Source organism: Cupriavidus phytohabitans, assembly GCF_000426345.1.
Taxonomy (GTDB): Bacteria; Pseudomonadota; Gammaproteobacteria; order Burkholderiales; family Burkholderiaceae; genus Cupriavidus.
This window is the reverse complement of record NZ_AUFE01000013.1, coordinates 19,687-33,752: the sequence shown is the minus strand read 5'-3', so window position 1 is coordinate 33,752 and position 14,066 is coordinate 19,687. Positions and strand designations below refer to the sequence as shown.

The following is a 14,066-nucleotide window of genomic DNA, read 5'->3' as shown; positions in this document are numbered from 1 at the left end:
AGGTGCTCATCGAGCACCTTTTTTGTTGGTTCGCGCGCGATCCCGCGCGAAGCGGCTTGCGCTGCGGGCCTGTATGGATATACAGTTAGCCCAGTTTTTTGCCCGCCCATTTCTCTTCCTGCCTGTGTCACCGGACCTTGCCCCTGCCGCGGATCCTGAATCCGCCCTCGCCCCAGATGCGGCCGACACAGGCCCCGCCTACCTGTCCAACCTCAACCCGGAGCAGCGCGCCGCGGTCGAGCATGGCTGCGAGGCGCCGCTGCTGATCATCGCCGGCGCGGGGTCGGGCAAGACCAACACGCTGGCGCACCGCGTCGCGCACCTGGTGCTGGGCGGGGCAGATCCGCGCCGCATCCTGCTGCTGACATTCTCGCGCCGCGCCGCCGCCGAAATGGGCCGGCGCGTCGAGCGCATCGTCGACCAGGCGCTGGGCACGCAGACCGGCGCGGGCCGAGCGGCGCTGCAATGGTCGGGTACCTTCCACGCCATCGGGGCGCGCCTGCTGCGCGAGTACGCCGAGACGCTGGGCCTGTCGCCCGCCTTCACCATCAGCGACCGCGGCGATGCGGCCGACCTGATGCACGTCGTGCGCCACGACCTGGGCCTGTCCGAGACCGCCAGCCGCTTCCCCAGGAAGGAAACCTGCCTGTCGATTTACTCGCGCGTGGTCAACACGCAGGCGCCGCTGGAGGACGTGCTCAAGCAGCAGTTCCCGCGCTACGCGATGTGGGCCGATGCGCTGCGCACGCTGTTTGCCGGCTATGTCGAGGCCAAGCAGAAGCAGCACGTGCTCGACTACGACGACCTGCTGCTGTACTGGGCGCAGGCCATGGCCGAGCCGGCCATCGCGCAGGACATGGGGGCGCGCTTCGACCATGTCCTGGTCGACGAATACCAGGACACCAACGCGCTGCAGGCATCGATCCTGCTGGCCATGCGGCCCGATGGCCGCGGCCTGACCGTGGTCGGCGACGATGCGCAGTCGATTTACGCGTTCCGCGGCGCGACCGTGCGCAACATCCTCGATTTTCCGCGGCAGTTCACGCCACCCGCGCAGCAGGTGACGCTGTCGCAGAACTACCGTTCGACGCAGCCGATCCTGCGGGCCGCCAACGCCGTGATCGGACTTGCGGCCGAACGCTATACCAAGGATCTCTGGTCCGAGCGGCTGTCAGCCGAGAAGCCCGGCATCATTGTCGTCAACGACGAGGCCGACCAGGCGCGCTACGTGGTCGAGCAGGTGCTGGCGCGGCGCGAGGCCGGCCTGGCGCTGATGGCGCAGGCGGTGCTGTTCCGTGCCGCCGACCACAGCGCGCAGGTCGAGATCGAACTGGCGCGCCGCAATATCCCGTTCGTGAAGTTCGGCGGGCTCAAGTTCCTCGAATCGACACACGTGAAGGACGTGCTGGCCGTGGTGCGCTGGATGGAGAACCCGCGTGACCGCATGGCGGGCTTCCGCACGCTGCAGCTGCTGCCGGGCATCGGCCCCAAGACCGCGGCGCGCGTGCTCGATGCGCTGGCGCTGGCCACCGAGCCGCTGTTCTCGCTGCAGGAATTCGAACCGCCACCGGCCGCCGCTCCCGCGTGGGCCGACCTGCTGACGCTGGCGCGCGCGCTGATGGCGCCGGCCTCGCCGTGGCCGTCGGAATTCGAACAAGTACTGGCCTGGTACGCGCCGCACCTCGAACGCCTGCACGACGACGCCGCTGCGCGCCAGGCCGACCTGCAGCAGCTGGAACGCATCGCCGCCACCTACGGCGCGCGCGAGCGCTTCCTCACCGAGCTGACGCTGGATCCGCCCAGTGCGTCGAGCGATGAATCCGGCGTGCCCTCGCGCGACGAGGACTACCTGATCCTGTCGACCATCCACTCGGCCAAGGGGCAGGAGTGGAAGGCCGTGTATGTGCTCAATGCCGTCGATGGCTGCATGCCGAGCGATTTGGCCACCGGCACGACGGAAGAGATCGAGGAAGAACGGCGGCTGCTGTATGTGGCGATGACGCGGGCCAAGGACCATCTGGACGTCATCGTCCCGCAGCGCTTCTACGTGCACCAGCAGGTGGGATTTGGCGACCGGCATGTGTATGCGTCGCGTACGCGTTTTATTCCGAATCGCGTCATGCCGAACTTCCACAGCCGCGCATGGCCGCCGCCGCCGATGCCTGGCGAAGGGAAGGTGAAGCCGGCGCTGGCGCCGGTGGACCTGGCCAGCCGGATGCGCAATATGTGGCGGTGAGGCTCGCGCAGAAGAAGTCTGCCGGTTTTCTCCCCTCTCCCGCGCAGTGGGAGAGGGGAGAAAACAAGCGGCCGGCCAACGCCACAGCCGCTCATTGATCCAGCCTTACCCCACCCGCTCCAGCAGCAACCCCTTCAGATACTCCCCTTCCGGAAACGCCGCCAGCATCGGGTGATCGGTGCCAGCCGACAGCCTGCGCAGGATGCGCGCATCCGTCCGCGCATCGGTCACCGCGCCCGCCACGATCTTCTGGAACAGTTCCATGCTGATCGCGCCCGAGCACGAGTACGTGAACAGCAGACCGCCCGGCCGCAGCAGCTGCGTGCCGACCAGGTTGATCTCCTTGTACGCGCGCGCGGCACGGTCGATATGCTGCGCCGACGGCGCGAACTTGGGCGGGTCCAGCACGATCAGGTCGAACTGCCGCCCTTGCGCGCGGAACTCGCGCAGCGTCTTGAACACGTCCGCGTCGAGCCAGGTCGCGCGCTCCGGATCAAACCCGTTCAGCGTCACGTTGCCCGCGGCGATCTTCAGCGCCTCGCCCGACGAATCGATCGACGTCACCGATTTAGCCCCGCCGCGCAGCGCGGCCAGCGAGAAGCCGCCGGTATAGCAGAAGCAGTTCAGTACCTCGCGCCCTGAGGCCAGGTCGCCCACCAGCTTGCGGTTGTCGCGCTGGTCGACGTAGAAACCGGTCTTGTGGCCGTTGCGCACGTCGACGTAATAACGCACGCCATGCTCGGTCACGGACAGCGCCGGATCGGGCTCGGCGCCGGCCAGCACGCCGGTCACCAGGTCCAGCCCTTCGCGCTGCCGCACGGCGGCGTCGGAACGCTCGTAGACGTTGGGACAGCCGGTCTCCTTGACCAGTGCCTGCACGATCGCGGTCTTCCAGTGCTCCACGCCGGCCGAATTGAACTGGCACACCAGCTGGCCTGTTTCTCCATTGCCGTAGTAGTCGACGATCAGCCCCGGCAGCCGGTCCGATTCGCCGAAGACCAGGCGTACGGCGTCGCTGTCCTTCACCCACTGGCGCCGGTACGCGATGGCCGCGGCCACGCGGCGCTTGAACAGCGCGTGGTCGACCGGCTCGTTCTCGTCGAAGGTCCACACGCGCGCGCGGATCTGCGATTCGGGGCTGTAGGCAGCCTTGGCCAGGAAGCGGCCATCGGCGGCGCGCACGGTCACGGTCGAGCCCGGCTCGCAGCGGCCTTCGGTGGTGGCGATGCCGGTCGCGTAGATCCACGGGTGGCGGCGCAGCAGGGATTTTTCCTTGCCGGGTTTCAGGGTGATGGTGTTCATGTTGGTATGGGGAAGAGGCTATGCCGCGCCCGACGCGCTTCACACGCTGTGGGAGTGGCTCCCCTCTCCCGCGAGCGGGAGAGGGGTTGGGGGTGAGGGCGGGAGTGTCGAACGAAGTGACGGGCGTCGGTATGCCAGCGCCTGCCCTCACCCCCGGCCCCTCTCCCGCAGGCGGGAGAGGGAGCAAACAGAGCGGGAGCGTTAGTCTTACAAGATGACTGGCTTACAGCACCACCTTCACCATCGGATGCGAAGTCAGCGCCCGGTACAGGTCATCCAGCTGCTCGCGGCTGGTCACCCATACCGTCACGGTCAGGCCCAGGTAGTTGCCTTTGCTCGAAGGCCGCATCTCCATCTTGCCCGCGTGGAAGCCCGGATCGAAATCCTGCACCAGCGTGACGATGGCCTCGGCAAAGCCGTCCTGCATCGCGCCCATCACCTTGATCGGGAAATGGCTCGGGTATTCGATCAGCGACTGTTCCGGCGGGATATCGCCGGGCTTGTTGCCGCTGCCCTGGTTGTCGGCTGTCATGTCGTTTTCTCCAGCGCGGCCCGGCGCATGCCCAGGCCGCGCATGCCAATCACTTGCGCTTGAACCACAGGCGGATGGTGTCCCACAGGCGGCCGAAGAAACCGGCCTCGGGCACTTCTTCCAGCGCCACCACGGGGAATTCGGCGACCTTGTTGGTGCCGTCCATCAGCTTGACCATGCCCACCTGCTGGCCCGCCGCGATCGGGGCGATCATCAGTTCCTGGCGCTCCAGCACCGGCTTCAGGCGACCGCCGGTGCCCTTGGGCACGGTGACGAAGGTCTCGTGCTGCACGCCGATCTTGACCGTGCCGGCCTTGCCCTTGTAGATCTCGGGCGTGGCCAGCACCTGGCCCTTGTCGTACAGGCGCAGCGTGTCGAAGAACTGGAAGCCGTAGTTGAGGATCTTCAGGCTTTCCTGCGTGCGCACCTGTTCGGTGGTGGTGCCGATCACGATCGAGATCAGGCGGCGCTGGCCGTTGGGCACATTGGCCAACGGGCGCTGGGCCGACGAGATCAGGCAATAGCCGGCGGACTTGGTGTGGCCGGTCTTGACGCCGTCCACGGTCGGGTCGATGTACAGCAGGCGGTTGCGGTTGGGCTGCCTGATCTTGTTATAGGTGAACTCCTTCTGCGAGTACATGGCGTAGTACTCGGGAAAGTCCTTGATCAGGTGCGTGGTCAGCGTCGCCAGGTCCACCGCGGTGGTGTAGTGGTTCGGGTCGGGAATGCCGTCGGTATTGGTGAAGTGGGTGCTCTTCATGCCCATGCGCTGGGCCTCGCGGTTCATCATCGCGACGAAGCCCTCTTCCGAGCCGCCCACGGCCTCGGCCAGCGCCAGCGCGGCGTCGTTGCCCGACTGCACGATCAGGCCCAGCAGCAGGTCCTGCACGCTGACCGGCTTGTTGGGCTCGATGAACATGCGCGACTCGTCGCTTTTGACCTTGAGCACCAGGTTGGTCGGCACCACGGTCTGTTCCAGCGTCAGGCGCTTTTCCTTGAGTGCCTCGAACGCCAGGTAGGCGGTCATCAGCTTGGTCAGCGAGGCCGGCTCGATGCGCTGGTCGGCATTCTGCGAGGCCAGTGCCTGGCCGCTGGTCACGTCATACAGCATCCACGACTTGGCGGCGACCTGCGGCATCGGCACGCCCTGCGCAAGGACTGCGGCGGGCGCGGCGGCCAGCGTGGCCGTGGCGACGGCGGCAACGATGGCGGCTGGTGCAAAGACGGAGGAAAGGCGTGTCGTGGCTCTATTCAGCATTGTTTCTGTTTCCGACATGAAAGGGATCGTGCGGGACGGTACGGTGCGCTGGCGCTGCGCCGTCACCGGTCCCACGCGTTGACGACGAGCTGCTTGATCAGGTGCAGCTTGCGGTGAAAGAAATGGTCGGCGCCGGGGATCACGATCACCGGCAGCTCCTGCGGGCGGGCCCAGTCGAACACGCTGGCGAGCGGCACGGTGTCATCCTGCTCGCCGTGTATGACGATGGTGTCGGCGGGGACTTCGGCCACCTGCCAGCGGCTGGCGGCGGTGCCGACCAGCACCAGGCGCTGCGCCGGCGTGCCGGCCTCGGCCAGGCGCCGGGCCACGTGCGTGCTGACGAAGCTGCCGAAGGAGAAGCCGGCCAGCGCCAGCGGCAGCGTCGCGGCCTGTGCCGACCACGCGGTCTGCTCGCGCATCCAGGCGATGACTGCCAGCAGGTCGTCCTGCTCGCCGATGCCGTTGTCATGCTCACCGCCGGTCGCGCCGACACCGCGGAAATTGGGGCGCACGGTGGCATAGCCCAGCTGCACGAAGGCGCGCGCCAGCGTCTGCGCGACCTTGTTGTCCTTGGTGCCGCCGAACAGCGGGTGCGGGTGAGCGACCAGCGCCAGTCCTCGCGGCTCGCCTTGCGGCAGATCCACCGAAACGTCGATCGCGCCGACAGGGCCGGCGATGGAAAGTACCTGGGTATGCGCGTTCATAGGGCGGTCTGGGGCAATCAGGAGGCCGGCTGGCTCAGGCGGGAAATCCCGGGGCAAGAAATGAAAAAACCGTCCGGCGTGCGGGCGGCGGGGTCTGGCATCGGCGCTGCGTCATCGGCAGCGCCGCGGATTCCGTTCTCGTTCAGCGGTCCACCATCAGCCGCTCGACCGGCTTGCCGTTGAGCAGGTGGCTGTCGATGATTTCATCGATGTCGTGCTCGTCCACAAAGGTGTACCAAATTGCCTCGGGGTAGACCACCAGCACCGGCCCGAGTTCACACCGGTTCAGGCAGCCCGCCTTGTTGATGCGCACGCGGCCTTCGCCGCCGGCAATGCCGAGTTCCTTGCAGCGCTTCTTGGCGTATTCCTGCATGGCCTTGGCGTTGTGGTTGGCGCAGCAGTTCTCGCCAGCCTCGCGCTGGTTCAGGCAGAAGAAGACGTGGTGCTGGTAGTAGCTGCTCATGCGATGCGGTGACAAGGAGGGCGGGCCCGCGCGGCGGCATGGCCGCAGGACATTGAACGGAAGCTCGGAATTATACGGCGTCATGGCGGGCCGCCCGCGCCTTCCGGCACCCGCGCAACGCCATTAGCCGCCGCACGCCCACCGCCCAGGTGGCGCCTCAGCCACCTTTGCCGCCTTCGGCATTCCGAATCCCCGGAAGCGCGGATTCCGGATTTCCGGAATCCCGGAGGCCCATCGCCCCGGCAACGGCAGCGTTTCCTTGTGAATCAATCAGTTAGCGATACCGGTTGGACTGGCACGCCGGTTGCAAATTCCCTTCCCTGAACGCGCCGCAACCGTGACGGCGCGCGCCCGCGGCGCCATCGCCCCGGGTACGGTCAACACCGAGGACGACACCATGAAGAAACCCTTCTACAAGATCCTGTATGTGCAGGTGCTGTTCGCCATCCTGGTCGGCATCCTGCTGGGGCATTACTGGCCCGACACGGGCGTGGCCATGAAGCCGCTGGGCGATGGCTTCATCAAGCTGATCAAGATGATTATCGGCCCGATCATCTTCTGTACCGTGGTGACCGGCATGGCCGGCATGAGCGACATGAAGAAGGTCGGCCGCGTCGGCGGCAAGGCGCTGCTTTACTTTGAAGTGGTGTCGACCTTCGCGCTGCTGATCGGCCTGGGCGCCGCGCACCTGCTCAAGCCGGGCGTGGGCTTCAACATCGATCCGTCGACGCTGGACACCAAGGCGATCGCCCAATACGTGTCGAAGGCGCACGGCCAGAGCACGGTCGAATTCTTCATGCACATCATCCCGGAGACGGTCTTCAGCGCCTTCGCCAATGGCGACATCCTGCAGATCCTGCTGGTGTCGCTGTTCTTCGGCGCCGCGCTGGCCACGCTCGGCGAACGCGCCCGCTTCGTGGTGCAGATGATCGAGCAGGTCTCCAAGGTGTTCTTCCATATCGTGCACGTGATCACCAAGGTGGCCCCGATCGGCGCCTTCGGCGCGATCGCGTTCACCATCGGCAAGTACGGCCTGGGCTCGCTGGTGCCGCTGCTGAAGCTGATCGGCACCTTCTACTTCACGGCCATCATCTTCGTGCTGGTGGTGCTGGGCACGATCGCGCGCATGACCGGCTTCAGCATCGTGCGCTTTATCTCGTACATCAAGGAAGAGCTGCTGATCGTGCTGGGCACCAGCTCGTCCGAGGCCGCACTGCCGCACATGATGGAGAAGCTGGAGAAGCTGGGCTGCTCCAAGTCGGTAGTGGGCCTGGTGGTGCCTACCGGCTATTCGTTCAACCTGGACGGCACCAACATCTACATGACGATGGCGGTGATCTTCATCGCGCAGGCCACCGGCATCGAACTGACGTGGATGCAGCAGCTGACCATCCTGGCGGTGGCAATGATCACCTCCAAGGGCGCGAGCGGCGTGACCGGCTCCGGCTTCATCACGCTGGCCGCGACGCTGGCGGTGGTGCCGACCATCCCGGTGGCGGGCATGGTGCTGATCCTGGGCATCGACCGCTTCATGAGCGAGTGCCGCGCGCTGACCAACATCATCGGCAACGGCGTGGCCACGGTGGTGGTGTCTGCCTGGGAACGCGAGCTTGACCGCAAGCGCCTGGCGCAGGTGCTGCAGGGCGGCGGCAGCAATGCCGACGACCTTGCACAGGCCGGCCAGGGCGCCCGCTAAAAGTGCACCGCGGCGGGTTGGCCGCATGGGCAGCTGCCCCGGCCGCCCGCCAGCGGGTATCATCGGCGCGACAGCCCTCGCGCGCGCCGATGCCACACTCCGACGATTTCCTCGCCGTGCATGATCCCGCCGCCACCCGCGCGGTGCATGCGCCGGACACCGGCAGCAGCCGGTGGTGGGGTTTCGCCGTCGCACTGTTGGCGGGCCTGCTGCTGCTATGCGGGCTGACCTGGCTGGTGTCGTTCCAGCGCGGCCTGGCCGCGCTGCAGCAGAGCACCGCCACGCGTGCCGACCGCTACGCCGCCACGCTCGAAAGCACCCTCGACCGCTACGAATTCCTGCCCGCGCTGGTGTCGCTGCACCCCTTCGTGCGCGGGCTGCTCGAATCTCCCCACGACCCGGCGCGCGTCGCCGCCGCCAACCACTACCTGGCCGAGGTCAACCGGCGCGCGCATGCGTCGGCCACCTATGTGATCGCCGCCAACGGCATTGCGCTGGCCGCCAGCAACCATGGCCAGCCCGGCAGCTTCGTCGGCACCGACTACCGCTTCCGCCCCTACTTCCAGATCGCCGCGGGCGGCAGGATGGGCCGCTTCTACGCCATCGGCATCACCAGCGACGAACCCGGCTACTACATCGCGCAGCCGGTGGAATCCGGCGGCAAGGTCATCGGCGTCACCGTGGTCAAGCTCAACCTGGAGTGGTTCCAGCGCGCCGGCAGCGGCGCCGAGCCGCTGATGGTCAGCGACGACCATGGCGTGATCTTCCTGTCGTCGGTGCCGGCGTGGCAGTACCGCACGCTGCAACCGCTGCCGCCGGCGCTGCAGGCCGAAATGCAGAGCACGCGCCAGTACCACGGCCGCGCGGTCACCCCGCTGCCGCTGGAGCCACTGGATTCGCCTGTCACGCGCTGGCTCGCGCAGACCACGCTGGGCGCCAACGCGCGCCTGGTACGCGTGCGCGACGAGTCGCCCGCGGCCCGCACCACCTTTACCTCCGACGCCACCCAGCGCGCCGACCGCTACCTGGAACTGGGCCGCACCGTCGGCCCGGCCGACTGGACCATGCAGGTGATGGCACCGCTGGAGCCGGTGCTGGCCAATGCGCGCAACGCCACCGTGGCGGCGGCGCTGGCCTATGCCTGCATCTGCCTGCTGCTGGTCAACTGGCGCCAGCGCCGCCAACGCGCGCGCGACATGCAATACAGCCGGCGGCTGCTGGAAGCGGCGTATGACGAGCTGGAACGGCGCGTGGAAGCGCGTACCGCCGACCTGATGGCGATCAACGAAAAGCTCGAGGAACAGGTTGCCGAGCGCACCCGCGCCGAAAGCGAGCTACGCGCGGCGCAGGACGAACTGGTGCAGGCCAGCAAGCTGGCCGCGCTGGGGCAGATGGCGGCCGGCATCACGCATGAGCTGAACCAGCCGCTGGCGGCGCTGCGCACATTCTCCGACAACACGCGCGTGCTGCTTGAACGCGGCCAGCTTGCTGCCGCCGAAGGCAACCTGACGGCCATCGCCGACCTGACCGAGCGCATGGGCAAGATCACCGGCCAGCTCAAGCTGTTCGCCGGCAAGGCGCGCCCGGTGCGGCGGCCAGTGGTGGTGCGCACCGCGCTCGATCACGTGCTGGCGCTGCTGGCGCCGCGGCTGGGCGAGGTGACGGTCAGCGTGGCCGGCCTCGACGAACAGCCCGGCCTGTCCGTGCGAGCCGACGAACTCAAGCTTGAACAGGTGCTGCTGAACCTGATCGGCAATGCGCTCGATGCCATCGCCTCGGCGGCGCAGGCGCAAGGCCGCATCGACATCGACGTGCACTCCGATGCCGGCACCGTCACCCTCGCCGTGCGCGACAACGGCACCGGCATCGCGCCGGAAGCGCTGCCGCGCCTGTTCGAACCTTTCTTCACCACCAAGGAAACCGGGCAGGGCCTGGGGCTGGGGCTGGCGATCTCATCATCGATCGTGCGCGAGTTCGGCGGCCAGCTCAGCGTGGCCAACGTGCCCGGCGGCGGCGCCCAGTTCACGCTGGTGCTGGCGCGCGCGCCGGCCAGCCCCAGCGCGAACGCGGCGCTGCCGGTTTCCACTCCCCAATGAGCATTGCCATGCAAGACGGTCTGCGTGTCCTGTTTGTCGAAGACGAGCCGCTGGTGCGGCAGGCCACCGCGCAAAGCCTGGAGCTGGCTGGCTTTACCGTGCTGGCGCTGCCATCGGCCGAAGCCGCCATTCCGCATCTGCATGCGGGCTTTCCCGGCGTGCTGGTGTCCGACGTGCGATTGCCCGGCGCCAGCGGGCTGGATCTGCTGCAGCATTGCCGCAACGCGGCGCCGGGTGTGCCGGTGGTGCTGGTGACGGGGCACGGCGATATCACGATGGCCGTGCAGGCAATGCGTGAAGGCGCGTATGACTTTATCGAGAAGCCTTTCGGGGCCGACCGGCTGACGGACACCGTGCGCCGGGCGCTGGAGCGGCGGGCGCTCGAACTGGAGAACCAGGCGTTGCGGCGTGAGCTGGCCGGTCCCGCCGCGGGTACGCGGATCATCGGGCGTTCGCCGGCGATCGAGCAGGTGCGGGCGCTGGTGGCCAACGTGGCGCCGACTGACGTGCCGGTGATGATCAATGGCGAGACCGGCACTGGCAAGGAACTGGTGGCGCGCAGCCTGCATGCGCTGTCCGGTCGCGCCGAGGGTCCGTTCATTGCGCTGAACTGCGGGGCGGTGCCCGAGGCTATCTTCGAGAGCGAGATGTTCGGGCATGAGGCCGGCGCTTTCACCGGAGCGGGCAAGCGACGCATCGGCAAGCTGGAGCACGCTTCGGGCGGGACGCTCTTTCTCGATGAGATCGAAAGCATGCCGCTGGCGCTGCAGGTCAAGCTGTTGCGGGTCCTGCAGGAAGGGACGCTCGAGCGCCTGGGGTCGAATGCGTCGGTGAAGATCGATGTGCGGATCGTGGCGGCGGCCAAGGGGGATATGGATGCGCTGGTGGCGCAGGGCATGTTTCGCGAAGACCTGTATTACCGGCTGAACGTGGTCACGATTGCGCTGCCGCCCTTGCGGGAGCGGCGCGAGGATATCGTGGCGCTGTTCGAGCATTTCATGCTGGTGGCGGCGGTGCGTTATCAGCGGCCGGCGCCGATCCTGTCGGAGACGCAGCGGCAGGCGCTGCAGCAGCGGCCTTGGCCGGGGAATGTGCGGGAGTTGCGGAATGCGGCGGACCGGCTGGTGTTGGGGGTGCCGGAGGGAGGTCAGGCTGGTGCGCAGGCTGCGGCATCAGACGAGACCGCCCCGCTGCGGGAACGGATGGAGCGCTATGAGCGGGCGGTGATTGCCGATGCGCTGGCGCGGACGGGGGGCGCCGTCAGTCAGGCGGCTGATCTGCTGCAGGTTGGCAAGGCTACGCTGTATGACAAGATCAAGCGCTATGGGCTTTGATCTTTGGCTGTCATTGGGTGTTCACCTTGTTGCCATGTGGGCGTCACATTGGTTTTCTATGCTTCGCATGCGGTTGTGGCATTGGCAGGTGCCCTGCCGGCTGTATCAGTCTTCGTGGTAATTGATGGCCCCGCAGTATTGCGGGGCGTTTTTTTTAGTTTACCGAGGAATTCCGGGAAAGGCGGGAACTCGCGAATACTGTTGCTGCTGCGCTCCGCTTTGGACTGCCTACGGATGATCTGGCGGAGCCAAGACCGGCTCAGCCCGAATCGTAGCCAACTTCACGTACAACGTACTCCTCGAAATACCCAGAGTCCGGGCGGCCATAGAAATATTTCCGTGGGAATTCGCGATCGCATCAAGTATCGCTTGTCTCTCCAGTTCCTCAAGCCGCCCGAATGAGGCAGGTATCCGCGTCGAGGTTGAGGGAAATGAGTCCTTTACCGACTGCGCGATGCTCGGGGGTAGTAACGAAGCATCGATAATGTCGCCTTCGCTGAGAGCGAACATCACCTCGAAGACGTTCTGCAGCTCACGTATGTTGCCCGGCCAGCGATAGCTCAGAAGCGTCTGGTGCAGGGCGGGTTCAAGCTGCTTGGGCGTACAGCCATACTTGCGTGCGAGTTTGCTGTTGAGATGCGCAATGATTGCCTCGATATCGCCAGGCCGATCACGCAGCGGCGGTAGTGGCAGGCTGACCACGCAGAGGCGGTGGTACAGGTCTTCGCGGAAGCGCCCGGCGGAGATCTCCTTCTGCAGATCACGGTTCGTGGCTGCGACGACGCGCACCGAAACGCGCCGCTCGCGGGTATCGCCCAGGCGGACCACGATGCCATCCTGCAGCACGCGCAACAGGTGGGGCTGCATGTCAAGCGGCAGCTCGCCGACTTCGTCGAGGAAGAGCGTGCCACCGTCGGCTTGCTCGAACTTCCCTGGAAGACCACCACGGCGAGCGCCCGTAAAGGCTCCATCGGAATAGCCAAAGAGTTCGCTGGCCAGAAGCTCACGGGTGAAAGCGCCGCAATTGACGGCAACGAACGGCCCCTCGGGGCGGTTGCCTGCCCGATGCAGGGCTCTGGCAAAGAGCTCCTTCCCCGCGCCAGTCTCGCCAAGGAGCAGCACCGGCAGATCGAGAGGGGCGATACGGCGCGCGCGCGCCTTGATCGCCTCCAGCACCGCGCTCTCCCCTATGATTTCACCGAACGCATCGCCCGCCGTTGTCGCCCTGGCCGTGGCCGTGGCCGTGGCCGTGGGCAGCGATACAGTGGTTCGATTCTGGCGCGTCCCGAGCGGGATCACCAGCACCGTACCGAGCATGCCCTCATGGTCCTTCACCGGGTGCAGCCATTCAGGACGCAGCCATTCCGGGCGTTGGCAGGACCGATCAATTTCGGGCAATGCGAGATTGAGTCCTGGTACCTGGCTGCCAACTTCCGAGGGCAGCCGGACTTCATGGCTCTCCCGCGCCGCCTGCGCATTTCCGTTCGTACGAACAATGCGTCCGCGGCTGTCGACAAGCACAACGTAGTCGCTGGCGTAACGGATGAAATGATCAATGGCCCGGGTCAGCAGCCGCTCGTGCAGACCAACGTCGCGGCGGGCCAGTTCGCCTTCGATCTGCCTGGCAGCAGCCACCACCAGACCCAAGGTGTGGCCATGGAAGGTTTCCTTGACGCCGGAAACATCCACGACCCCCAGCAGGGTGCGACTAAAGGGGTCAAGAATGGGAGCGGCGGCGCAGGTCCAGCGCTTGACGTCCAGGCAGAAATGCTCGTCGGCATGGATCTGAACCGGAGCAGCGGTGGCGATCGCGGTACCGATGGCATTGGTGCCGATGACATCCTCATTCCAGCAGCCACCGGTGGCCAGGTTGATCCCCTCGCCAATGCTGCGGGCCCTGGTCTCGCCATTGAGGTGGAGAACGGTTCCGCCCGGGTCGCAGAGCATGATGAGCGTGCCGCATTCCCGCAGGATGTCGCGCAGGCTCTCGAGTGCCGGACGCGCGGCTTCGCAGAGCTCCCGGTTCTGCCGCTGCAACTGGCGGACACGTTCGGCTGCAGCCGCCGGTGCGGCATGCCTGGCAGGGTCAACGGCCTCGGAACGACACCGCTGCCACGACGCCAGGACGACGCTGCGCACACCTGCCCCTTCCAGGGGCTGGTCCTGCACAAAATGCTCCCACGCGGAAGCCACGACGGGCTCATCGCCGATGCGGGGAATCAGGGTGCCGCAACGAGAAAACGGCATGGGACGGTCGCTCTCAATTGACTGAAGTAACCGTATCCGCGTGCCACCACCAAGTCAATGAATCTCTTTCCAAATCAATAATTTGTGCTTTGCAACAGCCCTCCGGAAGGTGTCCGGTGTCCGGTTTCCAGTCATCCCGGCTTCAGGTGTCCGGAAACCGGACAGCCTCAACCAGCGCCCGCGCGACATGCGCGGCAG

10 protein-coding genes are annotated in these 14,066 nt (G+C 66.4%); 4 read left to right on the top strand and 6 right to left on the bottom strand.

Annotated features, from left to right (window positions below):
• The first annotated feature begins 124 nt into the window (after positions 1–124).
• The gene (locus tag K309_RS0112355; protein WP_029046705.1) at positions 125–2,236 is read left to right on the top strand and encodes an ATP-dependent helicase; all 2,112 of its coding nucleotides are present in this window, start codon (positions 125–127) and stop codon (positions 2,234–2,236) included.
• A gap of 105 nt (positions 2,237–2,341) precedes the next feature.
• Here the strand turns inward: K309_RS0112355 and K309_RS0112350 are convergent, their stop codons facing one another.
• From K309_RS0112350 to K309_RS0112330, 5 genes are all read right to left on the bottom strand, one after another.
• Positions 2,342–3,538 carry a class I SAM-dependent rRNA methyltransferase gene (locus tag K309_RS0112350; RefSeq protein WP_029046704.1) on the bottom strand — a complete coding sequence of 399 codons (1,197 nt, stop codon included), beginning with the start codon at positions 3,536–3,538 and terminating at the stop codon, positions 2,342–2,344.
• A gap of 223 nt (positions 3,539–3,761) precedes the next feature.
• Entirely contained in the window at positions 3,762–4,070 is a 309-nt protein-coding gene (locus K309_RS0112345) for a YbeD family protein (protein WP_029046703.1), read from the bottom strand.
• Between the two features lie 49 nt (positions 4,071–4,119).
• Positions 4,120–5,328 (bottom strand): D-alanyl-D-alanine carboxypeptidase family protein, encoded by a 1,209-nt coding sequence (locus tag K309_RS0112340; RefSeq protein WP_029046702.1) that lies wholly within the window; start codon positions 5,326–5,328, stop codon positions 4,120–4,122.
• Between the two features lie 62 nt (positions 5,329–5,390).
• Positions 5,391–6,032 carry an alpha/beta hydrolase gene (locus K309_RS0112335; RefSeq protein WP_029046701.1) on the bottom strand — a complete coding sequence of 214 codons (642 nt, stop codon included), beginning with the start codon at positions 6,030–6,032 and terminating at the stop codon, positions 5,391–5,393.
• Positions 6,033–6,174: 142 nt separating this feature from the next.
• Positions 6,175–6,495, bottom strand: a complete 321-nt coding sequence (locus K309_RS0112330; protein ID WP_029046700.1) for a (2Fe-2S) ferredoxin domain-containing protein — start codon at positions 6,493–6,495, stop codon at positions 6,175–6,177.
• Between the two features lie 397 nt (positions 6,496–6,892).
• Between K309_RS0112330 and K309_RS0112325 the strand changes: the two genes are divergently transcribed.
• The 3 genes from K309_RS0112325 (at position 6,893) to K309_RS0112315 (ending at position 11,621) form a co-directional block, all read left to right on the top strand.
• Positions 6,893–8,191 (top strand): dicarboxylate/amino acid:cation symporter, encoded by a 1,299-nt coding sequence (locus K309_RS0112325; RefSeq protein ID WP_029046699.1) that lies wholly within the window; start codon positions 6,893–6,895, stop codon positions 8,189–8,191.
• Between the two features lie 89 nt (positions 8,192–8,280).
• Complete coding sequence (locus K309_RS0112320; protein ID WP_029046698.1) at positions 8,281–10,287, top strand: sensor histidine kinase; 2,007 nt, start codon at positions 8,281–8,283, stop codon at positions 10,285–10,287.
• 8 nt (positions 10,288–10,295) lie between these two features.
• Positions 10,296–11,621, top strand: coding sequence for a sigma-54-dependent transcriptional regulator (locus tag K309_RS0112315; protein WP_029046697.1), 1,326 nt, complete (start codon positions 10,296–10,298; stop codon positions 11,619–11,621).
• Between the two features lie 228 nt (positions 11,622–11,849).
• On the opposite strand, the gene K309_RS36455 is transcribed toward K309_RS0112315, so the two are convergent.
• Positions 11,850–13,868 carry a sigma-54-dependent Fis family transcriptional regulator gene (locus K309_RS36455; RefSeq protein ID WP_035877312.1) on the bottom strand — a complete coding sequence of 673 codons (2,019 nt, stop codon included), beginning with the start codon at positions 13,866–13,868 and terminating at the stop codon, positions 11,850–11,852.
• Between the last annotated feature and the right edge of the window lie 198 nt (positions 13,869–14,066).

Excerpts from the sequence above, each read along its gene's own strand:
- K309_RS0112330 (WP_029046700.1), bottom strand. The coding sequence starts at position 6,495 with ATGAGCAGCTACTACCAGCACCACGTCTTCTTCTGCCTGAACCAGCGC.
- K309_RS0112350 (WP_029046704.1), bottom strand. The coding sequence starts at position 3,538 with ATGAACACCATCACCCTGAAACCCGGCAAGGAAAAATCCCTGCTGCGC.
- K309_RS36455 (WP_035877312.1), bottom strand. The coding sequence starts at position 13,868 with ATGCCGTTTTCTCGTTGCGGCACCCTGATTCCCCGCATCGGCGATGAG.
- K309_RS0112315 (WP_029046697.1), top strand. The coding sequence starts at position 10,296 with ATGCAAGACGGTCTGCGTGTCCTGTTTGTCGAAGACGAGCCGCTGGTG.
- K309_RS0112325 (WP_029046699.1), top strand. The coding sequence starts at position 6,893 with ATGAAGAAACCCTTCTACAAGATCCTGTATGTGCAGGTGCTGTTCGCC.
- K309_RS0112345 (WP_029046703.1), bottom strand. The coding sequence starts at position 4,070 with ATGACAGCCGACAACCAGGGCAGCGGCAACAAGCCCGGCGATATCCCG.
- K309_RS0112340 (WP_029046702.1), bottom strand. The coding sequence starts at position 5,328 with ATGCTGAATAGAGCCACGACACGCCTTTCCTCCGTCTTTGCACCAGCC.
- K309_RS0112320 (WP_029046698.1), top strand. The coding sequence starts at position 8,281 with ATGCCACACTCCGACGATTTCCTCGCCGTGCATGATCCCGCCGCCACC.
- K309_RS0112335 (WP_029046701.1), bottom strand. The coding sequence starts at position 6,032 with ATGAACGCGCATACCCAGGTACTTTCCATCGCCGGCCCTGTCGGCGCG.